Here is a 24,863-nt window from a genome sequence, read left to right on the forward strand (position 1 = left end):
GGAAAAGAATAGCCGCCGGCATACAAGCCGGCGGCTATTCTAGAGATCAGCATTTCTGGATTTAGGACAAGCGCGCTTTAAGCGTAGGCTTTAGCAACCCAGTGTCCTTTAGATACCTCTACCAGCTCCGAATCCTTCACGTCCAGCTGGACGGTTCCGTCCTCGCCTTTGGCTGCTGAAATCGGTCCCTGCATATCATTCTCGAGCTTGAGACGTTTTTTGTTTGCCTCGATTTCCGGATCCGGAATCGGAATCGCGGACAGCAATGTTTTGGTGTACGGATGGATCGGATTCGCATACAGTTCTTCACTATCTGCCAGCTCCACCATTTTACCCAAGTACATTACCGCTACCCGGTCACTGATATGCTTAACCATGGACAAGTCATGCGCAATGAAGAGATAAGTCAGGCCAAGACGATCCTGCAAGTCCTTCAGCAAGTTAACAACCTGCGCCTGGATGGAAACGTCAAGCGCTGAGATCGGTTCATCACAAATGATGAATTTAGGGTTAACCGCAAGTGCACGGGCTATCCCGATCCGTTGACGCTGACCGCCAGAAAATTCATGAGGGTAACGCGTCGAATGGTCACTATTCAAGCCAACCATATCCAGCAGCTCCTCGATCCGCTTCTTGCGCTCGGCGCGGCTGCCTGCCATTCCGTGAATATCCAGTGCTTCTCCGATGATATCCGAAACCGTAAATCTTGGATTCAGCGAGGCATACGGATCCTGGAAAATCATCTGCATGTCACGGCGCATCGCCTTCATTTTGCCCGGAGACAGCTTGTAAATGTCGGTTCCGTTAAAGTTAACGCTGCCGGCAGTTGGTTCGTAGAGCCGCAGAATCGTCCGTCCTGCTGTTGACTTGCCGCAACCGGACTCTCCCACCATACCAAGCGTCTCGCCTTCGCGAATATAAAAATTCAAGTCGTCGACCGCTTTAAGGATGTTGCCCTTACCGACATTGAAATACTTCTTAAGGCCCTTTACCTCGATCAAGTGGTTATCCTTCATGAACCTTGCGCCTCCTTCGCCATCGGATGCAGATTCCAGCAGCGCGCCATATGCGTGTCACTGAATTCCGTTGCGCCCGGATCTACCCGTTCACAAATTCTCATAGCTTCATCACAGCGCGCAGCGAACGGACAGCCTACCGGAGGTTTAATGAGATCCGGCGGTGTTCCGATAATCGGAATAAGCGGCTCGTCTTTTTTCTGATCCAGACGCGGCATCGAACGAAGCAGGCCTTTGGTGTAAGGATGCTGGGGATTTTTGAATATCTCCCATTTCGTTCCGGTTTCCACGACTTCACCTGCATACATAACGATAACACGGTCACACATTCCGGCAACCACACCAAGGTCATGCGTGATCAGAATGATCGATGTTCCGAGGCGCTCCTGCATTTCCTTCATAACATCCATAATCTGTGCCTGAATGGTAACGTCGAGTGCCGTTGTCGGCTCATCGGCGATCAGCAGGGTCGGCTTGCATGCAAGCGCGATGGCTATCATCGCACGCTGGCGCATACCGCCGGAGAACTCATGCGGATACTGATTGAAGCGTTCCTCTGCATTTTTGATGCCAACCAGCTTCAGCATTTCAATCGCATGTTTTTTTGCTTCCGAGAAGGACATCCCTTGGTGCTTAACCAGCACCTCCGTGATCTGCTTCCCTATTCTAATGGTCGGATTGAGCGAGGTCATCGGATCCTGGAAAATCATTCCGATATCCTTGCCGCGAATCGCTTCCATCTGTTTATTGGTTTTTTTGAGAAGGTCTTGTCCTTGGAAAATGACCTCTCCTTTTTTAATTTCTGAGGGCGGGGACGGAATCAATCGCATAATGGTCTGGGCAGTAACACTTTTACCGCTTCCGGACTCACCGACGATGGCAACCGTCTCCCCCTTGCCGACTTCAAAATTCATGCCGCGCACAGCCTTTACTTCACCGCCGCGAACACGAAACGATACGTTGAGGTCCTTCACCTGCAAGATCGGTTCCATACCTTCCCACCTCCTATTTTTTCAATTTCGGATCAAGAGCATCACGCAGTCCATCACCGAAAATGTTGAATGCTAACATCGTCAAGCTGATAAATAGAGCAGGGAACAACATCCGCCATGGATAGTACATCCATCCGGACAGCGCATCATTAATCATGGAGCCCCAAGAAGCGACCGGAGCTTGAACGCCAAGACCAAGGAAACTCAGGAAGGCTTCGGCGAAAATTGCACTAGGCACCGACAAGGTCAACGTAACGATGATCGGTCCCATCGCATTGGGTATCAGATGCCGGAACAACAAGCGGGAAGTCCCCGCACCCATGGAGCGAGAAGCAAGTACATACTCTCTGCTCTTGAGCTGCATGATCTCGCCCCTTACAATCCAGGACATATTGATCCATCCCGTGATGGTTAAGGCGAGTATGATCGTCCCTAAACTTGGTTCGAATACAACGAGCAGCAAAATCGTAACAAGCAGATATGGAATGGAATACAGAATTTCTGCAAACTTATTCATAAACTCATCTACACGGCCACCGAAGTATCCCATGATGCCGCCATATATAACACCAATCATCAAGTCAATCGCAGCTGCTGCAAGACCAACGGTCAATGAAATCCGAGCGCCCATCCAGGTACGTACAAAAACATCGCGTCCCAGGTCGTCGGTTCCAAACCAATGTTCTGATGAAGGCGGCATGTTCGTATTCATCAAATCATTCGTTTCATAGTCATAATTAGAGATCATCGGGCCAATAATCGCCATGACGACAATCAGGATCATAATAATCAAACCGGCCATCGCTAGCTTGTTCTTACGCAATCTCTCCCAGGAATCTCTCCACGAGGATAAACTTTCACGCTGTATTACTTCAGATTGTTTCTCATCAGGACCAATCTTCTGAAAATCTTCAGGCTTCAGGTTTAGTGCCGCAGGATGAGGCATACTTTGTTCTTTCTCCATGTCTACCTCTCCTTCCCGCCGGTCAATTTAATACGTGGATCAACGAATATATACACGATATCCGTAATGAAACGCGCCAGCATCAACAAGATGCCGTAGAAAATGGTGATACCCATAATCACTGTATAATCACGGTTTGTAATACTTTCAACAAACTGCTTACCGATGCCGCCAATACCAAAGATCTGTTCAATAACGACCGAACCCGTGATAATATTTGCTGTCATCGGGCCGACGTAGGTTACGACCGGCAAAATACCATTTCGGATAACATGACGGAACATAATGGCAAACCAATTAAGTCCTTTCGCCTTCGCCGTCTTGATATAATCCGAGTGCAGCACTTCCAGCATGCTGGATCGTGTCAAACGGGCAATAAATGCAATCGGTTGAGCAGATAACGCCATAACTGGAAGCACGTAATCAAGCGGTCCTTCAAAGCCCATGACATTGAAAATGCCTGCCTTCTCCGCCAATAGGTACTGCAGCAAGGATGCGAGTACAAAACTCGGCACCGCGATTCCCAACACCGAGACAATCATAGCGATGTTGTCAATCAGCTTGCGGTGATACAGTGCTGCAAGCATCCCCAGCAGGACACCCACGATAACGGATACGACAATCGCGATGAGACCCAGTCGCAGTGAAGGCCCGAACGTGTCGACAATAATATCAGTAACGGATTGTCCCTGTTTCTTCATGGACAAACCAAAATCACCCTGGACGATGTTTCCCAAGTATTTCGTATACTGCTGAAACAACGGTTTATCTAAATCATACTGTTCCATCAACCTCGCCAAAATTTCAGGCGATGGCTTTTTCTCTCCCATAAACGGATCGCCCGGTATGGCTTTCATAAGAAAAAAAGTGGCTGAGATCAGTATGAACAACGATACAAGCATATAAAAAAACTTACTCGCCACATACCTCAGCATTTCGCTAGCCTCCTGATCAGTTGTTCTAAACCAAGCCGTCTATACAATTGTATAATTCCAGAACGGATTGAGCATCCCTTAACTTTCCCCAACGGACACAAGATTTGGAAACCTTGCGCTCATACAAAAAAATCGGGATATATATGAGGTTTGAATGCCCCACATATATATCCCGAACCGTAACCTTTTATAATTGGTTTACAAAAGACTACTCGATATATGCACGTGTGAAATCGATATCACCTTTATAATCCAGATGGAGGTTTTTCACCCATGGTTTAACCAGGGACACACTGGAGTAGTAGTAAATTGGCATTACAACCTGGTTGTCTTGAACAAGAATTTTCTCGGCTTTGGACATCAGCTCCATGCGCTTAGCATTATCGCTAGTAGCATAAGCATCTTTCACAAGTTTGTCATATTCTTCGTTCTTGAAGCCGGTGTCGTTGTTACCACCATTGGATGTCCACATATCGATATAAGTCATCGGGTCGTTATAGTCTGCTCCCCAACCGGAACGTGCAATTTGATAGTTCAGATCCGTACGGTTTTTCAGGAATACGCCCCACTCTTGGTTTTGAACTTTCACATTAACCCCGAGATTGTTCTTCCACATATCGGAAATCGCAAGTGCAATTTTCTTGTGGTTGTCATCGGAGTTGTGGATCAGAGTAACTTCAGGCAATGTGGTATAGCCTTTTTCCTTCATACCTTGCTCGAGCAGTTTCTTAGCCTCTTCAAGATTTTCTTGGAAGTAAGTATCCGGTACCTCTGTGCGGTACTCGTCGGACTCACCCTTGATACCCGGAGGAACAAAACCAAATGCAGGGATTTGTCCGCCTTGCGTAATTTTTTCTACAATTGCCTTACGGTCAATCGCCATCGAGAATGCTTTACGAATGTTTACATTGTCGAATGGTTCTTCAGTAGTGTTAAAAATATAGAAATACGTCGATGAAATACCTTTGATCATCAGCTCATCGCCAAGTTCCTTCTTGATCGCACTCAGCTGATCCGTCGGGATGTTGCCTGTTGGATGTCCTGCATAATCCAGCTCATCGTTACGATAGCTTGAAAGTTCAGTAGCAGAGCTGTTTACGATACTCATTTGAACTTTTTCAAGTTTGATGGAATCCTTGTCCCAGTACTGGTCGTTCTTCACAAGCTCGATCTTTTGACCTTTAGTCATTTGTGAAACCTTGAACGGACCGTTACCGATCAACGTATCCGGCTTGGTTGCCCAAGAAGCATTTCCTTCAACGGAGCTGTGAACCGGGAAGTACGTTTGGAATGACATCAAGCTGAGGAAGTAAGGTGTAGGGTTTTCGAGTGTAACTTCCAATGTATAATCGTCAGTTGCCTTTACGCCAACCTCATTAGCGTCTTTAATGTCTCCAAGATTGTAAGCTTCAGCATTTTTGATGTAATACAGCTGATAAGCGTATGGTGATGCAGGTGTAAAGTTTGGATCAAGTACACGTTTCCAAGCATACTCAAAATCGTTTGCTGTTACTGGATCGCCGTTGCTCCATTTGGCATCTTGGCGAAGGGTGAAGACATATTTCAGTCCATCTTCAGAAATATCCCATTTTTCGGCTACGCCTTGCTCTTCGGTGCCGTCCGCACCTTTACGAACCAAACCTTCAAATACAGAACTGATTACCGTATTCGATGTGTTATCCTGAGCCAAGCCCGGATCCAATGTAGGAGGGTCGGAAGCAAGGTTCATGCGGAAGACCTGCTCTTTAGGCTTGTCCGTTCCGCCATTATCGGCGCCTTCGTTCTTGTCAGCTCCACATGCTGCCAACACGGAGCTGAAAGCAAGAATAAGCGTCATAAGAAGCAGTAATTTTTTGTGTTTCTTCATCTTGCGGTATCCCCCTCATAGATTTTAGGTATATGCTTATCGATTATACAACCAGTGGTCAAAAAAATCCAGAAATCAATAAATTGAAAAATCTGCCTGACCCAAGGATCAAACAGATTTATCATTGAATTCTAGTTATTAGATTGTTCTTACGTAACTTTAATTATGTATGAAAGGATACCAAAAAATGTGAAAACTACGTAACCGAAACTCATAGCAACGAAGCCAAGCCGCCAGACGGCTCTCGCCAGTCTTTTGCCGTTAACCTTGCCCTTCCAGCGGTTCTGCGCACTTCCGATTAGCCCAGTTGCAATAAGCAGCATGAGGAGAATAAGATAGAACCCGGATTTGGACTGGAACGTATTATTAAACAAGGCGGATACCGAAAACAGCAGGAAAAAAGTGGTGACATCCATAGCCAGCCCAAACGCTTGTTTTCGATTTTTGTTTCTTTGCAAGACGATCATATAAACAAGGATAAATGGAATGAACGGAAATAGACTTAATGTGTTAAACACACCCTGCAAGAACCCCATGCTTAAACCCCCCTATGTATTCATCCCCTCAATGAGCTGCACAATGAGCTCGTGTGTTGGCACCGCAATGCCATATTTACGCCCCAGGCCTACAATGCTTCCGTTAATCCAGGCCACTTCGGTCGTTCTGCTGTCCATAACATCCTTTAGCATGGAAGACGTGTTACCCGAAGTCGATTGACAGACAGCTACAATCCATTCCCAGAGCCTGCTCCCATAAGGAATGCCGCCCGCTTTATATACGGCGATCCCTTCATCATAAAGCTGCTGCATCAGCCTGACGCGTTCGGGCGATGATAACAGCTCTCCATTAGGAATCCGCCACAATGCAGTCAAAGGGTTAATCACCGCATTCATCAGCAGTTTACGATAGATCATCACATCCATTTCATTCGACAAAAAAGCTTCAAATCCTGCTCTATTCAGCTGTTTAACGAGCTCATTTTCATCATTTCCCTCTGAAACTGGGCTTGCAGAGTCCTGTTCGGGCATGAATTTGCCGATTGTCGTCGTTCCGCGGCCAGCATGCAATACAGATACGAGACTTGTGCGTTTGGCTCCCTCTGTTGTAATGGCCGCATACAGTGTCCATGCAGGCAGCAGTTCTTGAAGCCGCTCCAGATGCCCCGTCCCGTTCTGATAGCAGATCAGCCTGCGATGGTCTTGACCATATGGAGCCAGCACCCGGGCTGCCAGATCTTCGATCCCTTGCTGCTTCAACATCAGAAACAGATAGTCCGCATCGGCTGCAGCCCCTCGCTCGGCAAAGGAAGACAGTGTGCAGACCGTGAGCGAGCTGGAATCCATCCGCTTGTGCCGGCCTGTACCTTCCTCGATGGTGATGCCTGAAGCCTTCAGCATGTCCGCTTGCTCTTCACTGCGACACCATAACGTGACACGGCAGCCGGAGCTCGCAAGTTTGCCTGCATATAACAGGCCCAATGAGCCTGCACCGATGATATGTATATTCATGTTCATGTGAATCCTCCAAATGTAATCAAACGTTACGTACTAGCCCTAGTATATATCAGAATAATCTCCTATACGCACAAATAACCCGCCAAAGCGCATGAAATGCACTAATGCGGGTTACGGTGAATAGCAAAACAACCTTTTTTCCTATTCGATTCGTTCGAGATTACCGTTTGCATCCATTTTGAAGCGAGTTTTAAGTTCCTCATCCTCTTCGTTTAAGAAAGCCAATCTTCGTGCCCGATCCATAATCTGAATCAATGCCTTATAATCATCATTGACAACATGATAGTCAGTTTTCACTTCGCTTACTTCCTTTAGCAAACGTTGATTCTCACTGCGAAGCCTTGCGAGCTCATCCTCTTTCTCACGCAAACTCTTCTCAAGCGATTTATACTGACGCGAACTTTCCTGAAGCCCACCCTTCCATTGACGAAGGAAACGGATGACGGCATCAATAGAAAGCGTTTCTTCACTTGCACCTTCATTCTTGTATACATCCTGTTCCAGTTCCGGAGCAGCCAAGCCAGCAACCTGCGGTCCGCTTAAGGAAGGCTGCTTCTTATAATAACTTCTCTTCTGACGCTGAGATTTCGCCAAACTGATAGCATCCTCATATTTCTTGCGAACACAACTGTTCCAACGAAATCCGCATGCTGCCGATGTCCGGCCTATTCTTTCTCCCACTTCCTCAAAGGCAGCCAATTGGGTGCTGCCCTCACGAATATGACGCAGGGTCACCTCCGCCAATATCAGGTCGTCCTCTGCACTCCATGCATCCTGTCTCACTGCTGACATACCATAAAACCCTCCTAACGACATCCTAAAATAACCGTCTTCAATACCGTAAATCCGGCTGCTGAATAGGGTATAAAAACTGCTTAATTCATTTCTATGCCTCTCATAGAGTTCATAGAATCTATTTGATACTAAAATGTATTTCCATTTTGGATACAGATCATACTCTTACAGGAGGGAAAACCACCGATTAGCTGAATTTGTTAACGAATTCAATGCCCTGCTTCTGGATAATAATAAAAAATGAAGGGTTTTCTTGAGTTAGGCGTTTACACGTTTTTCCCATAACGCTATAATGTTCATAGCAGCATTATGTGCGTACATACGAGAGGAGGATATAATCGTGGCACGGATGTTTCGAGTCCTTGGCTTTTTCACCCTGACTATCGGGTTGATGGCCTTTGCCGGTGATCATATTGAAATGGCTCTGCTCTTCTTCCTGCAGACTGCATTTTTCGTGATCCTGGGATATTTGAAATTCACGGAGAGAACCTATATTCTTCTCTTCTGGGCTTATATGATCGTGACCTTCACGGGCTTTAGCTATTGGACGGTCTTCATTATGGGCAAACCACTCTAACAAGCATAACCATGCAAGCGATTTATCGATCTGCCGGCGGTCAACCTGGACAACCTGAGGCTGCGCTGGTGGGTTTTCCTTGCGCTTAGAGAACAAGTACTAAAAAAAAGCGATCAGGTGCTTTAGCTGCCGGATCGCTTTTTTAGTTCCTAAGGATTGATAATTGAGTCGTACACGTCATATATTGGTTAAACATGAAGGGACAACGGATGGATTCCTTTCGACTAACAACCATTCAAGGAGGACTCCCGTTTGAATGTTCGAGTAAAATATCCGATCCTCCCGTTCTTGCTGTTCATCGCCCTGTTGTTCTGCTTCATTGCAGCTCCTGTCGCGGTATATTCGCAGCAGGAAACAAGTCCTGCTATGCCTGATTCGGAAGAGGCGCGCCAACTTCTGGAGGACAGCCTATCCATCCTGGAGATTGATCATGAAATTGAACGGATAACCAAACGTCTGGATGAATTGCAGGTGCTTCAGAATGAGCTGCAAATCATGATTCAGGATATGGGCACACGCATTGAAGACCGGCGGGATCGGGCAGGAGCTGTTCTTCGGTCTTATTACATGGGAGAACGGGATCACTTATTCTTGATGCTGTTTTCCGCCAAGGATTTAGCCGGTTTTTTTCGAATCATGGACTTCTACGATATTATCATTCAGAACGACCGGGATACGCTTACGGTTTACAACAATCAATACCGCTCCCTCGCATCAGCCCAGGCTGAAGCAGCTCGAAACGCCGCTCAGCTCGCGGATGTAAAGGACAGCCTTGTCAAGCAGCGCGAGCGGGTACTCGCGCTTGAGAAGCAGGTTGACGGGGCTCTGACAGCCAGCGGCAACCCGGATGCGATGAAAAAGCTGATTGAAGAATTCACACGGTATTGGGAGAATGTAGGACTGTATGAGGTGAAACGTCACTTTCAGGCCCTGGCTAGTGCCATGGAGAATCTGCCGCAATTTGTCCAAGGTAGCAAAAATATGTTGAAAACCAACGGGAAGGTGTACACCATTGATATCCATGAGGATGATCTCAACGCATTTTTGAGGTCCCAGGATGAGATTTTTAATGCCTTTTCGTTTCATTTTGACGACGGGAAGGTGACAGCTACCGGTGAAAGCGGCAATCTATCCCTGCTGATTGAAGGAAAATACACCGTAATCAATGAACCGGAGAACGCCATCATGTTTCAAGTTAATAAACTTGTGTTTAATCGGCTGGAACTCCCGGATACAACCCGCAAAGCTTTACAGGAAGAATTCGACATGAACTTTTATCCGAAACAGCTGGTGTCCTTCTTGAAGGCAACCGAAGTATCGAGCGAGGACCAAAGACTCGTGGTGAAAATGGAACTGGACTTATAGCGGGCCCCCTCTCTCTGGTGCCGTAGTCCTGACAAAACGAACAAGCTGCCCTGGATAGGCAGCTTGTTCGTTTAATTATTCGTGTTGATCAGACCTGTACAACCTCATATATTCTTCCCTCGTCATTTCCCCAAGCAGCAATCGGCGTGCCGACTCGGAATAGGTAAGAAAACCTTCCGCATCCCCGAATTCCAGAGCAGCCGCTTCATTCCGGGAGAGCAGCACTTGAGCCGGCACGGCCACTTTTTGCCAGATGCCCCGATCTCTTAAGGCTGCACCCGTAACATACAGCTCCGAAACAACCGGCAAAGTTCCGACGTCTTTACTCCATTCATGCTGAATATCTTTATCTGTCATATAGGTAATCCATTTCATCGCTAAGGCGGGGGATTCCGTGTGCGCGGCTACCGCAAAACTTCTCGTCCGGACGACAGGTGTGTTCAAATGGGTCTTTCCCATCGCAAGGGCAAGAGATAAACCTTCGGTATCCTTGTCTGAAAAGCTAGAATAGGGTTCTATGACCACCGGTGCCTCCCCCTTCCCAGAGGATGGAGAAGACGGTTCCTCAGTGTTCCTCGGAGTATCCTCCTCGACTTGGTTCGTTTCCATCATTTGCTTCCTGTTGTGAATCAGCATATCCAGCACCTCTTGCTCCGGCTTGGAAGGATCACCTTCCAACAAGTGGACTGCTGCACCGAACGCATATGGATCATTCGGATCAAATGAGATCACAGGGGTTTCTATATGTAGCTCAAAAAATTCCTGCCACGCCTTACGGCTCTCCGGCATTTTGAATACAGTACCGTCCTTCTCTTTGGCCTGCCAGGTCATCACATAGGGATCTATATCAAATGGCATCCCCCATTGATATCCGTTCCACTGCAGCGGCGGCAGAAGACCGCTCAAGGTATCGCCGCCAGGCATGACCGCTTGCGATGCATCAACCGGCAATAAATAGCCGTTCATTGCAAGCGCTTTAATATAGTGTGTATCCATCAATAAAACGTCGGGCCCTTCTCCAAGGGTCATCTGAAGCAAAAAAGACTCTAGCTGCTCTTCATTGGTTTCCAGAGGAACGATTTCAATCTCCGCCCCCGTCTCCTCCTTAAACCGCTCATTGATCGCTTTAAGCTGCTGCATCTCATCACCGTTCAACTGAACTCCGACTTTAACAGGACCCAGATCACGATCCGGAATATCCGGCCTTTGCTGTGGAGGGATCGGCTCATCCCCCGGCGGTTCTCTTCTTGTATTGTGAGTGAAGTCAAAACTGGGAGATAAACTGGATAAGGACAACAGTAAAATGGCGAACAGGAACCAATATTTTTTCCGCTTCATATCCCATCTTCACTCCTTCTGCAGGCACATGCCCTTATTTTACCAAACTTCTAGTGCTCTTGTCCTATCTTTTTTAATATTTATCTAGTCCATATTTTGTTAAAAACCGAAGACAAATAGGACTGCCCGCTGATCATAGGCAGCCCATATCATTATGATTATTCTTCATCATCATTTCTCGGGAAATATAAGGATTACAACAGATCCGCTGCCAGCTGCGCCAGCTTGGAACGTTCCCCTTTTGTCAGCGTAATATGACCGCTTAAACTCTCTTGTTTGAAACGTTCTACCACATAAGTCAGGCCATTGCTCACGGCATCCAGATATGGGTGATCAATCTGTTCCGGATCCCCCATCAGGATGACCTTGCTCCCTTCTCCAGCACGGGAGACAATCGTTTTGACCTCATGGCGGGACAAGTTCTGGGCCTCATCCACAATGATGAATTGACCCGGAATCGAGCGGCCCCTGATATAAGTTAATGCCTCCACCTGGATGCTGCCCAGCCCCATCAGTATTTTGTCGATATCTCCCGATTTTTTTGTATCGAACAGGTACTCGAGATTGTCATATATCGGCTGCATCCAAGGTCTTAATTTCTCGTCCTTCTCACCAGGCAAATAACCGATATCCTTTCCCATTGGGACGACCGGGCGTGCGATCAGAAGTTTCTTGTATTTATGTTCATCCTCGACCTTGGACAGACCCGCTGCCAATGCCAACAGCGTTTTGCCCGTTCCGGCTTTCCCCGTTATGGTGACAAGTGGAATGTCGTCATTCAGAAGCAATTCAATCGCCATGCGCTGCTGGGCATTTCGTGCGCTGATGCCCCATACAGGTTCGTTGCTTAGATGAAGGGGCTCCAATCTTGTTGCGTCTTCATTTACATGAAGCAGCGCAGACTTCCCTGAACCCATCTCGTCCTTCAGGATAACAAATTCATGCGGGTACAGCGGGTAGGACAATTGAAGAGGTTTAATAGGCAGATAACGGTAGCTGTAAAATTCATCGATGACCGAAGGATGCACCTTTAATGTGGAGAATCCGGAATACAATTCACTTGGATCTGCCGTCCGGTCTGATAAATAATCCTGTGTCGTTAATCCGAGCACATCCGCCTTGATTCGAACGAGCACATCCTTACTGACCAGCACGACAGGTCTTCCAGTGTCCTTTGGATCCTCCTCCAATTTATAATTCAACGCGACAGCCAGAATGCGGTTGTCGTTGGATGCCTCGCTAAATAACTCCTGTACCTTGACAAAGCTCCGATGATTCAGCTCAACCTTCAATGTCCCGCCATTCTCCAGGTGAACCCCATCATGCAGGTGCCCCTGTTCTCTTAACCCGTCAAGCAAACGGGAGACTGTTCTGGCATTACGGCCAATCTCATCGGCATTTCGCTTTTTGGAGTCAATCTCTTCAAGAACCACCGCAGGAATGATGACTTCATGCTCCTCGAATGCATAGATCGATTGAGGATCATGCAGCAGTACGTTCGTATCCAGCACAAATATTTTTTTCATCTTATCCCTCCACTGCTTCTTCATCAGGTACACACATAAACCTTTCCGTCCCGGACATAATAAGCTTAGCGACTGGAGTAATTTAGTGAACTCTACTACGAAAGGACAGATCAATCCATGAGAGCTGCTCTATCCATCATGCTAACGGTGTTTTTGCTCGCAGGCTGCGGGACACCAAATCACAATGCATCACCCTCTCCTCGTAATAAAACCAATGGAACCACAGTGAACAATGTTAACAACATGAATGGGAACAGAGGTTATACCACTAACAATGTAGACGGTACAACTCCGGATAACACCAATTCTGGGCGAGTCGGCAACGTGAATGACAACAACGGGAAAGTTGATACCACTACCGCAAATCACCTGAAATCACTTGCTGAAAGTGTGCCCGGCGTGAAAAACGCAAACTGTGTAGTCATGGGTAAAACCGCTGTTGTTGGTCTTAATGTAGATGGAGATTTAGATCGTGCAGAAGTCGGAAGCATCAAATACACAGTCGCTGAAGCCATTCAAAAGGATCCAGCAGGTGCCAACGCACTTGTTACCGCTGATCTGGACGTTTCGAATCGCATAGCTGAACTTGGCCGCCATATCCAGCAAGGTCATCCAGTCTCAGGCGTTGCTAGCGAGCTTGCAGACATCGTAGGCCGCATCATCCCTCAGCTGCCTAAAGATGTAACGCCAAGAGACGGTAGTGCCGAGGATGTCGGAGCTCAGACGGTAAAACCGAATAACCACCATGCGCCAGCCAAACCTCAGCACAAGAAATAGCAGTGTCTGACGATGAATCGTCTTTGGATTGGTGGTTCATCCGTCATAAGCCGAGTTTGTCCGTCAAGCGTCTCCAAATTTCATACAAAAAAGCCCAGTGAATGCTCACTGGGCTTTTTTCATGGTCATAACAACGCCTCGAACCAGCAATGCTGCTGCATCGGAGACATGACCCGTATCGTATTCGGAGTGCTGTGCCGAATTTGGTATAAATTTGACATCCATGCCGAATGAACCTGTCATCTGGGACATGGAATCAGAAGGATGGCATCTGCATGCTTCCCATCTGCGGATGGATTCTGCCCGCACAAACGCATGGGCATCCTCATCAGTCTGCCGATTCTGGTGGATGAATGGGTGTGTCGTATGCATCATGAGGTAGGGCATTCCTTCGGCCTCCTGTACAATGATCTCCATCTGATACATTGTATTATACCATACGATAAAACTTGCCTTCAATTGTCACGGAGTTGCTTTAGAATCCGCTTCTGTCCCCTGTGCATTGTGTTTGCCAGCAAGTTCGTCTTGCAGTGCTTGTCTTGCTGCGTCCAGTTCATCGTTATTAATGTAGACGTTAGGACTTCTCCACTCACCGGTTATAGGCATAAATTTAACATCTTCTTTTCCAATATCATAATAAGTCATAAGCAAATCTCGGATCTGCTGCTGCTCGAAATCGGTGGTCATATTGTCACTAACCGCATCTAGCGCATTGCCAACCTTCGTAACGCCACCGAACGATTTCATCCTGTCGAGCAGGGAATGCAGCACCTCGCTTTGACGAGCGTTGCGATCAAAGTCGTTGGATTCCTTGGTCTTCGGACTACAGTTCATAGATTTGCGGTAACGTACATAATCTAGCGCCTTCTTGCCATCAAGCTTCTGCGGACCCACCGTCAGGTTAATATCAGTTCCATCCACCGAATCCCGATGGCACATATTGTATTGGACGTTAACGTCTACACCGCCGAACGTGTCCACAACATCACGGAAGCCCTGAAAATCGATAACTGTCACATAGTCGATATTAACGCCAAGATATTTACTCATCATCACTTTCATTTCTTCTTCAGCCGGAATACCGCTGCCCGGCTCCTTCTTCTCAGCTGCATTGTATGCCGCTTTAAACCTTGGATAATAAGCGTTGAGTTTGGATGACTTATATCCTTCAAGTTCAATCAGCGTATCCCGAGGGAGTGATACCAGCGTTGACGAATTGGTTTCCGGATGCATAGTGGCCACCATTACTACATCCGTCAAATAAGTTCCGGTCTCCGGCCGATGATCCGTACCCAAGAGAAGCACGGTGAGCGGCTTTTCTTTTGCGGATTGTCCAGGTGCTACAGGCTTGTCGATCCCGCTTTTTTCAATAACCTGATTCCCCTTGACGAACAGGTATCCGGCATAACCTGCTGCTGCCAAGACTGCGATTAACAGTACGATAAGAACAAATTTAAAAAATGATTTCCATGGACTTTTTTTCTTTTTTGGCACTGGCTGTTTCTTGCCCTTCCCCCCACTTTTGGCTCTCGGAGGGAGATTGGTATGATTAGAATTCATATCATAACACCTGATTTCATTCAAATTAGATGAATGTCCGATAAACGCTTCAAATATCGAAGCATTTACCGGACCATGGTTGTTGACTTCTCTCTCTTATAAACGATGGGGACTGACAAAAAGTTGCCGTATACTTGTTGCCATAGCTGCTAAATTTCTACAAGGCCTAAGACTTAGGCTCAGCCTGGGACTTCTTCTTCTGACGATCTTCGACAAAGTAACGAATACGCACCATCAGCATCAATGCCACAGCTACTAACAAACATTGGATAATCGGCAGCTTGTCGATCTGAAACACAAGCAGTATCGCCGAACCCAAGGCCATCAAGATATACAGCAGAATTTCCTTTAATAAAGGAAGCTTCTGCTTTACACGGAATACCTTGTTGTAAACGTAGGTGATCAGCACAAGAATGACAATATAGGAGATGAGCGGGTGCGAGGCAAACCATTCTTGCATGATAGGTTCACTCCTTTATGGACAAGTAGATCTCTATCTATTATAGATTTGCTTGCGCCATTTTACGATGTTTTTCTGCACGCTCGCGCTCACTCTTGTTCAGGATCTTCTTGCGAAGACGAACGGACTTCGGTGTAATCTCGCAATACTCGTCATCATTCAAGTACTCCAGAGCCTGTTCCAATGAGAAGATGACCGGTGTTTTCAATTTAACCGTATCATCCTTAGTTGCCGAACGAACGTTGGTCAATTGCTTCTCTTTACAGATGTTTACAACGATATCGTTATCGCGGGTATGTTCCCCGACGATCATGCCCTCATAAATTTCAGTACCCGGCTCCAGGAACAGGGTTCCGCGATCCTCAACCGACATCATCCCGTAGAACGTTGTAGAGCCGTTCTCCGTAGAAACCAGAACGCCTTGGTGACGTCCGCCGACTTGGCCGCCGATAAGCGGTCCATAGCTGTCGAATGCGTGGTTCATGATGCCGTAACCGCGAGTCAGCGTCAAGAAGTGTGTACGGTAACCGATAAGGCCGCGGGCCGGAATCAGGAACTCCAGACGCACTTGTCCGTTGCCGTTGTTCACCATGTTCACCATCTCGGCCTTGCGAGCACCGAGGCTCTCCATTACAGCGCCTGTGCTTTCTTCAGGCACGTCGATCATCAGACGTTCGATCGGCTCCATTTTGGCACCGTCGATTTCTCTGACGATAACCTCAGGCTTGGATACTTGCAGCTCGTAACCTTCGCGACGCATATTCTCAATCAGAATACCGAGGTGAAGCTCACCGCGACCTGAAACGATGTACGCATCCGGGCTGTCGGTTTCATCCACTCTCAAACTTACGTCTGTTTCCAGCTCTTTGAAGAGACGGTCACGCAGTTTACGGGATGTTACCCATTTACCCTCGCGTCCGGCAAAAGGACTGTTGTTTACAAGGAACGTCATTTGCAGAGTAGGTTCGTCAATTTTAAGAACTGGAAGTGCCTCGGGATGTTGGGGATCGGCAATGGTTTCTCCGATATTAATATCTTTAATTCCCGCGATCGCCACAATGTCTCCTGCTCCTGCTTCAGCAACTTCAATCCGCTTCAGCCCTTGGAAACCGAACAGTTTCTCAATACGGGCATTCTTGGTGGAACCGTCACGAAGCATAACGGTTACCGGCTGACCTTGCTTAATAATCCCGCGGTTCACACGACCAACGGCGATACGGCCAAGATATTCATTGTAATCCATCAAGGTTACGAGGAACTGAAGAGGCTCGTCCACTTTTTCGGTAGGGGAAGGAATATGGTCAATAATGGTTTCGTAAAGAGCAAGCATGTTATCATCCTGCTTATCGGCATCCAAACTTGAAGTACCGTTCAAGGCTGATGCATATACAACAGGGAAGTCCAATTGGTCGTCGTTCGCTCCAAGCTCGATGAACAGGTCCAGGACTTCATCAATAACTTCAGCCGGGCGAGCTGCTGGGCGGTCGATTTTGTTAACTACAACGATTGGCGTCAAGTTATGTGCAAGCGCTTTGCCTAATACAAACTTGGTCTGAGGCATACAGCCCTCATAAGCGTCAACCACGAGCAGAACGCCGTCGACCATTTTCATAATACGCTCTACTTCACCGCCGAAATCGGCGTGTCCAGGTGTATCCACAATGTTAATCAAGAAATCTTTATACGTAATAGCCGTATTTTTGGCTAGAATGGTAATTCCGCGTTCGCGCTCCAAATCATTGGAGTCCATCGCGCGCTCCTGCAGCGTCTCATGCTCCCGGAAAATACCGGACTGCTGCAGCAGTTGGTCTACAAGTGTTGTTTTGCCATGGTCAACGTGAGCAATAATGGCAATGTTGCGAATCTGATCTCTTGATTGCATAAATATATCTCAAATCCCTTCTATTCGAATGAGCCACAAAGAAAGCGCCGGACGACATGCCGACGCTTCAACATACTTCCTATAATATAGGTAAACGAGCGGGAAAATCAAGTCTTTTCAGAAAACTTCCAGTAACATTTATCTCTTACCAATTACCAACCTCTGCTCCATTTATTATTCCGTCTAGAGCGATTACGGCCGAGGATCATCCAAATGCCTGCAGCAATTAAGATCAGGGCAATAAGATAGAATCCCCCGGTCTCTAGCCAGGTGAATATAAAAATCAGAATGGAGAGCAGCGTAAGTCCAAGCGCAACAGGCAGTGCAGCACCGGGACGCGGAGTCTCATACAGATAATACTCATACAGGCCAACGGCAACGCCAAGAATCAACACAGGCCATAATGAAGCCATCAGTCCCCATCCTCCAATATTGCATATGAAGAACAGGATCCCGTAAACCGTTAGAATACCGCCCGGTATGAGGATGGCGGCAGAGGCACGGCGACCAAAAAACATGATATGCAGAAAAATACCCGGCAGCAGCAGAACCAGCGGCCATAATGTTCTGCCTAAAAATCCAAACACACCCAGCTTGCCGAGCAAAATAACGACTCCAGCGACAACGATGAATATACCCAGCGCCAAATCTTTTCTGGAGGACATTTGATCACCCTCTCCTCATTATATGTATCACCCAAAATAGCGGTTTATAAAATAAGTGGTTACATTAATTTTAGCCCAAACCGACAAAAAAAACCATATCTTGAGTTTGTTCCACTCAAAAATAGCATCGCCCTGCAGCATATGCCTTAAGCAAACAAAAAAAGATGGCTGCCGATGCAGTCCATCCTTTTGTTTCCAGCTTCCTATTTTATTACCGGAGTCTCACCCGTTCCATATGTTATGAACCGGATTATGTCCCCGGCCGCCTTATCGTCTGCAGTCCTCCAATCAGAACGACAGCCCCTGCAATGACGATTGGCAGCACGTTATGGGCATACGGCATCCAAGAAGCCAGAAGCAGACCGACGCGCGAGTCTTGTATGAGCATTTCGCCTGCCGTAAATGCTAGAATACCGGCTCCTATGTAGAGCAGCACGGGGAAATGATGAAGCAGCTTAGAGATCAGCCCGCTTCCCCATACAACAATGGGAATGCTTAACAGGATGCCGATGACAATCAGGGCAAGGTCACCATTTGCCAGGCCCGCAATAGCCAGCACATTGTCCAGGCTCATCACAAAATCAGCAACCAGAATGGTATTGACCGCTGCCCATATCGTCAAGGATCGGGACATGGCAACATCCTCATGCTCTTTTTGTGTCATTAGTTTTATGGCGATCCAGATCAGGAGCAGTGCACCGCCAGCTTGCAAAAACGGGATTTTGAGCAGCAGAACCGCAGCAAAAGTCAGAATGCACCTCAGAAGAACCGCTGCGCCCGTTCCGATCCAGACCGCCCGTTTGCGGTGCAATTCAGGAAGGTCCCTGCTGGCCATCGCTATGACCAGGGCGTTATCACCACTGAGTACAAGGTTAATCAGCAATATCTGTCCCAACAAAACAATCGTCTCCACAAGAACAACACCCCCACTCTACACATATGTGGTAATTGTCCAAGCTATGCTTGCACATCGGGAAAAATAGGCCTATAATAAATCCACTTTGTTTATTGTGGAACCGTATTTTAAGAGGAGTGACATTCATGGAAACCACAACCGCTGAATTTTTTCTCGCACTAATCAACATTGTGTTTCTGGATTTGATCTTAGCCGGAGACAATGCCATTGTGATCGGCCTTGCGGCACGCAACCTCCCGAAGGAAACCCAGAAAAAAGCAATCATCTACGGTACGGCCGGAGCGGTTATTCTTCGTATCATAGCCACCATTCTTGTTGTATGGCTGCTCAATATCCCTTGGCTTCTGCTCGTTGGAGGCGTACTCCTGATCGGGATTGCCTACAAACTGATGACGGACGACAACAATGATCACGATAATATAAAAGCAGGCAAAAGCCTTGGAGCTGCGATTCGCACCATTATTATTGCCGATGCCGCCATGGGGCTGGACAACGTAATTGCTGTTGCAGGAGCAGCCAAGCACAATATGATTCTTGTTACCGTGGGTCTTCTCATCAGCGTTCCCATCGTGGTGTGGGGCAGTACCTTGTTTATCAAATTGATCAACCGGTTCCCTTGGATCATTTATGTAGGCTCTGCTGTACTTGCATTCACGGCATCCTCCATGATTACCGATGAGAAGCATTTCCTCAGCTACTTTGAAGGACATCTGATCATTAAATACCTGTTCATTGCGGCCATAATCGTGGGCGTACTGACGGCAGGGCATCTGAAGAAACGATCTGTGCAGCGGCGTCAGTCCTCCACCCTCTCCTAATCGAATACTCTACTGTACGAACAAAAACACCCCAGGGGATCAGCCTTGGGGTGTTTTTCAACTTTTGTTTCATCTGCGTTTATATACGAATTATAACCTGATCCTGGATAAAATCTAGAACCAGTCTTCGTTTACTATGAACTCTTCATTCTTCTCAGCCATCGTACCGATCTTGCTGTCAGGCGTAATGATGACAGTCTCCGTGCCTTCAACCGCAGCCTGAAGCAGAGCAGGGAGCCGAGTTAACGAGGCCTCCACTTTCTCGATAATGTTCAGGTTCGGATTCGTAGTTGGAGATTTAGGCACAAATAACGTGCAGCAGTCCTCATACGGTAAAATCGACGTCTCAAACGTACCGATGTCCATTGCGATATTAATGATATCATTCTTATCCATCATGACAAGCGGCCGAAGCAGAGGCAATTCGGTTGCTCTGCCAATGACATTCATGCTGGGCAGTGTCTGACTGGCTACTTGTCCGAGACTGTCCCCGGTTACAATGGCCAAGGCCCCTTCACGCTCAGCGAGCGAGGAAGCAATACGAAGCATCGCCCTGCGCATGAAGGTAATAATCAGATTATCCTGCCCAATGCCGACAAAAGAAGTTTGCACATCGGTGAATGGTACGAGATGTAGCTTGATTTTGCCGGTATAACCGGATAACAGTCTTGTCAATTCCATTACTTTTTCCTTGGCCAGCTGGCTCGTGTAAGGGAAGCTGTAGAAATGAACGCATTCAATTTCGAGGCCCCTGCGCATGGCCGACCAACCGGCTACAGGACTGTCAATCCCACCAGAGAGGAGCAGCATGGCCTTGCCGTTTGTGCCGAGCGGATACCCGCCTGCCCCTGGAATGACTTCATAATAGAGGTACGTCTCATTCTCACGAATTTCCACGCGCAGCTCAATATCCGGCTTCTTCACCTTTACTTTAAGCTGAGGATAGGTGCGCAGCAGAGGGGAACCGACCAAATGATTCATCTCTTGTGAGGAATGGGGGAACTGCTTCCATACTCTTCTGGCATTGACCTTGAAGGTTGTCGTATCGGTTAATTCCTTCTGTCCCACAAACTCAACTGCTGTAGCAATAATGGGGTCAAGCTCGGATGGACATACACGAACAGGGCTGATCGAAACAAGCCCAAACACCTTCTTGAGGGCATGGATCAGAATCTCGGGAGGTTCTCCGTTCAGCTCAATATACAAACGACCGTATTCCTTCAAAATTTTGGCTCCTGGATACGGTTTAAGCACGTTTCGAATATGATTTAACACCGATTTCTCGAATCGGTTGCGGTTTTTGCCTTTTAGGGTAAATTCGCCAAAGCGAAGCAGCAGCATATCGTAAGTCATCTTCGGTTACCCTCTCTTTCTATAATGGGACGCAGTTTACTGCACGCATTAGCCAAAACCTCCACGAATCGAGCCGCATCGCCGAGCTGATGCTCTTTACCGAGACTGATGCGGATTCCGGAAGAAGCTACCTCCATGCTTTTACCCATAGCAAGCAAGACCCGACTGGGCTCGCTTAATTTGGAAGAACAGGCGGATTTGGTTGATATAAGCATTCCCATCTCTTCCAGGGCATGAACCATCACCTCCGGTCTTAGACCCGGATAGGAAAAATGAATAATATGCGGCGCATCCAACTCATTGCTGTTTAACACCAAACCGGGTATTTTGCGTATACCCTGGAACAGAAGCTCCCTCAGTTCCATCATCCGGGCGTAGAGCTCAGGTTGTCTCTCTTGGGATAGCCGCATGGCCTTCGACATGGCAACCGCACCTGCGACATTCTCCGTTCCTGCCCGCAGTCCATTTTCCTGCGATCCACCAGATATCAACGGAAAGAGCTGAACCCCTTGCTTAACGTACAGGACACCCATTCCTCTTGGACCGTTGAATTTGTGGGCGGACAAGCTGTACAAATCCGCTTGCCACTCGGAGATGCCTACGGGCAGCTTGCCAAATCCCTGCACGCCATCGACATGAAAGAGTGTGCGCGAATTCACTTCCTTCACGATCCGGCCAATATCAGCCAGTGGCTGGATGGCGCCAGACTCATTATTCACATGCATGATGCTGACAAGTACGGTATCTTTACGAACAGCTTCCTTCAAGACATCAAGATCAACCACACCAGCAGCATCGACTGGAAGATAGGTTACTTCCCAGCCAAGCGATTCCAGCTGTTTGCAGCATTCATAAACCGAAGGATGCTCTGTTCCCGTTGTGATGATATGGCGCCCCCGGCTGCTGTACTGCATCGCGGACCCTTTAATAGCCATGTTGTTGCCTTCCGTTGCACCAGACGTAAATACGAGCTCTGATGGCAGAACATCAAGTGATGCTGCGCAGACCTCCCTTGCCCTTCTCAGAAGTTTAGCGGCTGCCTCCCCTGAGCGGTGAAGAGCAGACGGGTTCGCGTAATGTTTCTTCATCACTTCGGACATCGTATCCACCACTTCATCAAAAGGAGGGGTCGTTGCTGCGTGATCCCAATATATCAAGGTTATTTCCCCTTTCCATTCTTACGCCATCGCATGTTGTTAATCATATCATTCCAGACCTTTATATTTACACAAAAAGACCAAACGGTAAAGCCGCACTCCATCTCAATCGGACAAAGTCATGCTTATCGTTTGATCCTCTATCAGGTATACTATTCATCCCGAAGCGGGGTTATAAACTGTATTTCGACTGTGCATTCATTACTTTGCCAATATAAGCCTGGGTTTCCTCAGGTAACATATGTACCATCGACATAAGCTCCTCATCACTGGATGCGCCCAAACCTGCAACTCGTGTCGGACCTGCATTGTAGGCTGCAAGCACCATCGCCAATTCTCCGCCGAACCGTTGAATCAGACTGGATAAATATTTGGTGCCACCTTCAATATTCTGAGCCGGATCAAATGGGTTGCTGACCCCAAGTCCCCTTGCCGTCCCATCCATGAGCTGCATCAATCCCTTTGCTCCTGCAGACGATACTGCATTCGGGTCAAAAGAAGATTCCGCGTCTATAACCGCCTTGATCAGTGATACGGGCACACCATATCGTTCCCCCGCTGATGTAATTAATTCTTCAAATGTCGTGGGCTTGGTCGCTCCCGTGTCATTCAGCGCTCCCTCTACAGGATAATACGAATTGGATTCCTGGACGGCACCAAGCTGCTGCCACAGCAGTCCATCCTTAAAGGTAACACCAGGGGCAAGCTGCGTCATGGAGCGCTCTACCGGCTGGGACGAGGCTTCTTCTTGAATCAGGCTGCTTAATACATCCACAAAACCGGCTGCCGATCCGGTGGAATTCGTATTTACCTGTGGTACATCCGTCATTTGCTTCCATGATATCGAATCGATCTGCATCATATGGCTCACTTTCTCCCGCAAAAATTTCAAACTTGTCCTTTCATTTTACCATGGAATTGGAACAATCTGCTATACCCCTTCGACAAAAAAATTGCGGATCACCCTTTTTGATGGATGACCCGCCCATATAAAATGATCTATCTGCTGAAAGGAATCAGGATAAAATAACTGAGCGTTGCCAATATGCCAAGACCCATTGACCATGCCCCCGTTGTTTTGCTGCCTTTACTATAAGCATAATAACCAACAACCGTTGCGATGGGGCCCAGAATCACCGACCACATAAACAGGGAGGCAATACCCATTACCAAGCCGACATATCCTGCCGTGCGGCCTGCAGACAAGCCTGTTGCATCATCCTCGTCCACGCTGCGCACAGACGTTTCCATTGGCGGGGCAACCTCAGCTGCGTATTCCTCACGGTGATCTTTACGAGGGAAGTCCACTCTGTTCCGATTGCTATCCACAATCTTTATCTTGTTGTCGCGGTGTTTATCATCCATTGCTAACTCCTCCATTTCCTTCAATCTCTAATAAGCGGTTTTCCGGAGAATATCCGGCACTCCGGGCATTCCGTTTAACCCTTTGGCTTAAAGGTAAGGCAGCAGGTCTCTGAGGACTTGTCGGCAACATCCTGGTGATCGTCCACATAAGGCTCTGCTCCATACTCCTCATTGAGTTTTATGTTTGCATGACGGTCGATTTCGATCATAATCATCTCGGCGTGACATAAATTTTGTTCTCCCCAGTAATGGCAATTGCTTACACTGCACTTAACTAATGGTTTGGCTTCGTTGGCCATTTTAGCATCACCTCGTCAACATTTTTTCCTGAGTTAACTGCTGGTATGCACAAGAATGATTGTCAGTTGGTGTTAAGAGTCACCACGCAAAAAAGAGATGCCAATGTAAGGCATCTCTTTTTCTTTCCTTGTTTGTATTAAGCGTGACTTTTCTCGGATTGCATACGGCGCTCCGTTAAATAATCACTTTCGTAGTAGGCAAGATCATCGCGAAGCTCTTCATAAATTTTGGTAATATTCATAATGACGTCACGTGCTGGTCGAACCGGCTTCTTCCGAAAACGGATGGCATCCTGTCCGGTGTAAGCATACCGGCCATCTTCCGAATAACTTTCGTTTTTCGGATAGAAAAAACTATTCACGCAGCGGTGATACAAGTTATACAAAGCCTTCTCGGCAAAATCGATATCAAAATTAGGGCGACGCTGTACAACACCAAGCTTCTCATAGGAAACTTCTGAAAACACAAGCAAATGGCGAACATCTGACAGAAATCCTTTGTAAAAATGAACGGTTTCCTCATCCTGTTCTGTTACCAATTGAGATAAAGCATGTTCATTCAAAAATGTTTCCATAATCGAAATAGCAGATTTCAACTTTTCTCTGGATTCGGAGCACAATTTCTGAAGATTGTCTGCTGGCATTACGATAGATCCCCCTTAAATGGTCGTGACCAAACAGGTCATTTTGCCTGACGGTCGTTTTAATATGTACTATCCTAA

General features: G+C 47.3%; 26 protein-coding genes. 4 read left to right on the plus strand and 22 right to left on the minus strand.

What is annotated here, in order from left to right; translation table 11 throughout:
* Positions 1-77 precede the first annotated feature (77 nt).
* From M2277_RS17290 to M2277_RS17325, 8 genes are all read right to left on the minus strand, one after another.
* Positions 78-1,016 carry an ABC transporter ATP-binding protein gene (locus M2277_RS17290; RefSeq protein ID WP_036637870.1) on the minus strand — a complete coding sequence of 313 codons (939 nt, stop codon included), beginning with the start codon at positions 1,014-1,016 and terminating at the stop codon, positions 78-80.
* Positions 1,013-2,008 (minus strand): ABC transporter ATP-binding protein, encoded by a 996-nt coding sequence (locus M2277_RS17295; RefSeq protein WP_036637867.1) that lies wholly within the window; start codon positions 2,006-2,008, stop codon positions 1,013-1,015. Before M2277_RS17295 ends, M2277_RS17290 begins: the two co-directional genes overlap by 4 nt.
* A 13-nt stretch (positions 2,009-2,021) precedes the next feature.
* Entirely contained in the window at positions 2,022-2,972 is a 951-nt protein-coding gene (locus tag M2277_RS17300) for an ABC transporter permease (protein WP_006209064.1), read from the minus strand.
* Positions 2,973-2,974: 2 nt separating this feature from the next.
* The gene (locus tag M2277_RS17305) at positions 2,975-3,907 is read right to left on the minus strand and encodes an ABC transporter permease (protein ID WP_006209063.1); all 933 of its coding nucleotides are present in this window, start codon (positions 3,905-3,907) and stop codon (positions 2,975-2,977) included.
* 208 nt (positions 3,908-4,115) lie between these two features.
* Positions 4,116-5,774: a peptide ABC transporter substrate-binding protein gene (locus tag M2277_RS17310; protein ID WP_280755243.1), complete on the minus strand. Its 1,659-nt coding sequence runs from the start codon at positions 5,772-5,774 to the stop codon at positions 4,116-4,118.
* 149 nt (positions 5,775-5,923) lie between these two features.
* On the minus strand, positions 5,924-6,310 hold the full coding sequence (locus tag M2277_RS17315) for a DUF3397 domain-containing protein (protein WP_036637861.1): 387 nt from the start codon (positions 6,308-6,310) through the stop codon (positions 5,924-5,926).
* Between the two features lie 12 nt (positions 6,311-6,322).
* Positions 6,323-7,288 carry a ketopantoate reductase family protein gene (locus M2277_RS17320; RefSeq protein ID WP_036637859.1) on the minus strand — a complete coding sequence of 322 codons (966 nt, stop codon included), beginning with the start codon at positions 7,286-7,288 and terminating at the stop codon, positions 6,323-6,325.
* Positions 7,289-7,429: 141 nt separating this feature from the next.
* On the minus strand, positions 7,430-8,080 hold the full coding sequence (locus tag M2277_RS17325; protein WP_036637856.1) for an RsfA family transcriptional regulator: 651 nt from the start codon (positions 8,078-8,080) through the stop codon (positions 7,430-7,432).
* A gap of 343 nt (positions 8,081-8,423) precedes the next feature.
* Between M2277_RS17325 and M2277_RS17330 the strand changes: the two genes are divergently transcribed.
* On the plus strand, positions 8,424-8,660 hold the full coding sequence (locus M2277_RS17330) for a DUF2626 domain-containing protein (RefSeq protein WP_006209059.1): 237 nt from the start codon (positions 8,424-8,426) through the stop codon (positions 8,658-8,660).
* 252 nt (positions 8,661-8,912) lie between these two features.
* Positions 8,913-10,025, plus strand: coding sequence for a coiled-coil domain-containing protein (locus M2277_RS17335; protein WP_280755244.1), 1,113 nt, complete (start codon positions 8,913-8,915; stop codon positions 10,023-10,025).
* Between the two features lie 75 nt (positions 10,026-10,100).
* Here M2277_RS17335 and M2277_RS17340 read toward each other — a convergent pair whose 3' ends face one another.
* Both M2277_RS17340 and M2277_RS17345 read right to left on the minus strand, forming a co-directional pair.
* Positions 10,101-11,363 (minus strand): extracellular solute-binding protein, encoded by a 1,263-nt coding sequence (locus tag M2277_RS17340; protein WP_280755245.1) that lies wholly within the window; start codon positions 11,361-11,363, stop codon positions 10,101-10,103.
* A 194-nt stretch (positions 11,364-11,557) separates the two neighbouring features.
* Positions 11,558-12,889: a PhoH family protein gene (locus M2277_RS17345; RefSeq protein WP_006209056.1), complete on the minus strand. Its 1,332-nt coding sequence runs from the start codon at positions 12,887-12,889 to the stop codon at positions 11,558-11,560.
* Between the two features lie 117 nt (positions 12,890-13,006).
* Between M2277_RS17345 and M2277_RS17350 the strand changes: the two genes are divergently transcribed.
* A complete protein-coding gene (locus M2277_RS17350; protein WP_280755246.1) occupies positions 13,007-13,666 on the plus strand; it encodes a YhcN/YlaJ family sporulation lipoprotein in 660 nt (219 codons plus the stop codon).
* A 105-nt stretch (positions 13,667-13,771) separates the two neighbouring features.
* Here the strand turns inward: M2277_RS17350 and M2277_RS17355 are convergent, their stop codons facing one another.
* The 6 genes from M2277_RS17355 to M2277_RS17380 form a co-directional block, all read right to left on the minus strand.
* Positions 13,772-14,053 carry a hypothetical protein gene (locus tag M2277_RS17355; RefSeq protein WP_156515049.1) on the minus strand — a complete coding sequence of 94 codons (282 nt, stop codon included), beginning with the start codon at positions 14,051-14,053 and terminating at the stop codon, positions 13,772-13,774.
* A 75-nt stretch (positions 14,054-14,128) separates the two neighbouring features.
* Positions 14,129-15,226 carry an LCP family protein gene (locus M2277_RS17360; protein ID WP_036644416.1) on the minus strand — a complete coding sequence of 366 codons (1,098 nt, stop codon included), beginning with the start codon at positions 15,224-15,226 and terminating at the stop codon, positions 14,129-14,131.
* 166 nt (positions 15,227-15,392) lie between these two features.
* Positions 15,393-15,686, minus strand: a complete 294-nt coding sequence (locus tag M2277_RS17365) for a YlaH-like family protein (protein WP_280755247.1) — start codon at positions 15,684-15,686, stop codon at positions 15,393-15,395.
* Positions 15,687-15,726: 40 nt separating this feature from the next.
* Positions 15,727-17,568 (minus strand): translational GTPase TypA, encoded by a 1,842-nt coding sequence (gene typA / locus M2277_RS17370; RefSeq protein WP_006209051.1) that lies wholly within the window; start codon positions 17,566-17,568, stop codon positions 15,727-15,729.
* Positions 17,569-17,720: 152 nt separating this feature from the next.
* Positions 17,721-18,233 carry a hypothetical protein gene (locus M2277_RS17375; protein ID WP_036644418.1) on the minus strand — a complete coding sequence of 171 codons (513 nt, stop codon included), beginning with the start codon at positions 18,231-18,233 and terminating at the stop codon, positions 17,721-17,723.
* Positions 18,234-18,483: 250 nt separating this feature from the next.
* Positions 18,484-19,146 carry a TerC family protein gene (locus tag M2277_RS17380; RefSeq protein WP_148247868.1) on the minus strand — a complete coding sequence of 221 codons (663 nt, stop codon included), beginning with the start codon at positions 19,144-19,146 and terminating at the stop codon, positions 18,484-18,486.
* A gap of 128 nt (positions 19,147-19,274) precedes the next feature.
* Between M2277_RS17380 and M2277_RS17385 the strand changes: the two genes are divergently transcribed.
* Complete coding sequence (locus M2277_RS17385) at positions 19,275-19,967, plus strand: TerC family protein (RefSeq protein ID WP_063478954.1); 693 nt, start codon at positions 19,275-19,277, stop codon at positions 19,965-19,967.
* A 114-nt stretch (positions 19,968-20,081) separates the two neighbouring features.
* Here M2277_RS17385 and thiI read toward each other — a convergent pair whose 3' ends face one another.
* From thiI to M2277_RS17415, 6 genes are all read right to left on the minus strand, one after another.
* Positions 20,082-21,320 (minus strand): tRNA uracil 4-sulfurtransferase ThiI, encoded by a 1,239-nt coding sequence (gene thiI / locus M2277_RS17390; RefSeq protein ID WP_280755248.1) that lies wholly within the window; start codon positions 21,318-21,320, stop codon positions 20,082-20,084.
* Complete coding sequence (locus M2277_RS17395) at positions 21,317-22,477, minus strand: cysteine desulfurase family protein (protein WP_006209045.1); 1,161 nt, start codon at positions 22,475-22,477, stop codon at positions 21,317-21,319. The genes thiI and M2277_RS17395 overlap by 4 nt, the downstream gene beginning before the upstream one ends.
* Before the next feature lie 172 nt (positions 22,478-22,649).
* Positions 22,650-23,336, minus strand: a complete 687-nt coding sequence (locus tag M2277_RS17400; RefSeq protein WP_280755271.1) for a lytic transglycosylase domain-containing protein — start codon at positions 23,334-23,336, stop codon at positions 22,650-22,652.
* 140 nt (positions 23,337-23,476) lie between these two features.
* Positions 23,477-23,842: a hypothetical protein gene (locus M2277_RS17405; protein ID WP_006209043.1), complete on the minus strand. Its 366-nt coding sequence runs from the start codon at positions 23,840-23,842 to the stop codon at positions 23,477-23,479.
* 74 nt (positions 23,843-23,916) lie between these two features.
* A complete protein-coding gene (locus M2277_RS17410; protein WP_280755249.1) occupies positions 23,917-24,141 on the minus strand; it encodes a DUF1540 domain-containing protein in 225 nt (74 codons plus the stop codon).
* A 137-nt stretch (positions 24,142-24,278) separates the two neighbouring features.
* Positions 24,279-24,785, minus strand: a complete 507-nt coding sequence (locus M2277_RS17415; RefSeq protein ID WP_006209041.1) for a YpuI family protein — start codon at positions 24,783-24,785, stop codon at positions 24,279-24,281.
* Positions 24,786-24,863 lie beyond the last annotated feature (78 nt).

The sequence above is a fragment of the Paenibacillus sp. LBL genome (assembly GCF_029893715.1).
GTDB lineage: Bacteria > Bacillota > Bacilli > Paenibacillales > Paenibacillaceae > Paenibacillus_AQ > Paenibacillus_AQ glucanolyticus.

Coding starts and splice junctions, on each gene's coding strand:
- M2277_RS17290 (WP_036637870.1), bottom strand. CDS start 1,016: ATGAAGGATAACCACTTGATCGAGGTAAAGGGCCTTAAGAAGTATTTC.
- M2277_RS17295 (WP_036637867.1), bottom strand. CDS start 2,008: ATGGAACCGATCTTGCAGGTGAAGGACCTCAACGTATCGTTTCGTGTT.
- M2277_RS17300 (WP_006209064.1), bottom strand. CDS start 2,972: ATGGAGAAAGAACAAAGTATGCCTCATCCTGCGGCACTAAACCTGAAG.
- M2277_RS17305 (WP_006209063.1), bottom strand. CDS start 3,907: ATGCTGAGGTATGTGGCGAGTAAGTTTTTTTATATGCTTGTATCGTTG.
- M2277_RS17310 (WP_280755243.1), bottom strand. CDS start 5,774: ATGAAGAAACACAAAAAATTACTGCTTCTTATGACGCTTATTCTTGCT.
- M2277_RS17315 (WP_036637861.1), bottom strand. CDS start 6,310: ATGGGGTTCTTGCAGGGTGTGTTTAACACATTAAGTCTATTTCCGTTC.
- M2277_RS17320 (WP_036637859.1), bottom strand. CDS start 7,288: ATGAACATGAATATACATATCATCGGTGCAGGCTCATTGGGCCTGTTA.
- M2277_RS17325 (WP_036637856.1), bottom strand. CDS start 8,080: ATGTCAGCAGTGAGACAGGATGCATGGAGTGCAGAGGACGACCTGATA.
- M2277_RS17340 (WP_280755245.1), bottom strand. CDS start 11,363: ATGAAGCGGAAAAAATATTGGTTCCTGTTCGCCATTTTACTGTTGTCC.
- M2277_RS17345 (WP_006209056.1), bottom strand. CDS start 12,889: ATGAAAAAAATATTTGTGCTGGATACGAACGTACTGCTGCATGATCCT.
- M2277_RS17350 (WP_280755246.1), top strand. CDS start 13,007: ATGAGAGCTGCTCTATCCATCATGCTAACGGTGTTTTTGCTCGCAGGC.
- M2277_RS17355 (WP_156515049.1), bottom strand. CDS start 14,053: ATGCCCTACCTCATGATGCATACGACACACCCATTCATCCACCAGAAT.
- M2277_RS17360 (WP_036644416.1), bottom strand. CDS start 15,226: ATGAATTCTAATCATACCAATCTCCCTCCGAGAGCCAAAAGTGGGGGG.
- M2277_RS17365 (WP_280755247.1), bottom strand. CDS start 15,686: ATGCAAGAATGGTTTGCCTCGCACCCGCTCATCTCCTATATTGTCATT.
- typA (WP_006209051.1), bottom strand. CDS start 17,568: ATGCAATCAAGAGATCAGATTCGCAACATTGCCATTATTGCTCACGTT.
- M2277_RS17375 (WP_036644418.1), bottom strand. CDS start 18,233: ATGTCCTCCAGAAAAGATTTGGCGCTGGGTATATTCATCGTTGTCGCT.
- M2277_RS17385 (WP_063478954.1), top strand. CDS start 19,275: ATGGAAACCACAACCGCTGAATTTTTTCTCGCACTAATCAACATTGTG.
- thiI (WP_280755248.1), bottom strand. CDS start 21,320: ATGACTTACGATATGCTGCTGCTTCGCTTTGGCGAATTTACCCTAAAA.
- M2277_RS17400 (WP_280755271.1), bottom strand. CDS start 23,336: ATGCAGATCGATTCGATATCATGGAAGCAAATGACGGATGTACCACAG.
- M2277_RS17405 (WP_006209043.1), bottom strand. CDS start 23,842: ATGGATGATAAACACCGCGACAACAAGATAAAGATTGTGGATAGCAAT.
- M2277_RS17410 (WP_280755249.1), bottom strand. CDS start 24,141: ATGGCCAACGAAGCCAAACCATTAGTTAAGTGCAGTGTAAGCAATTGC.
- M2277_RS17415 (WP_006209041.1), bottom strand. CDS start 24,785: ATGCCAGCAGACAATCTTCAGAAATTGTGCTCCGAATCCAGAGAAAAG.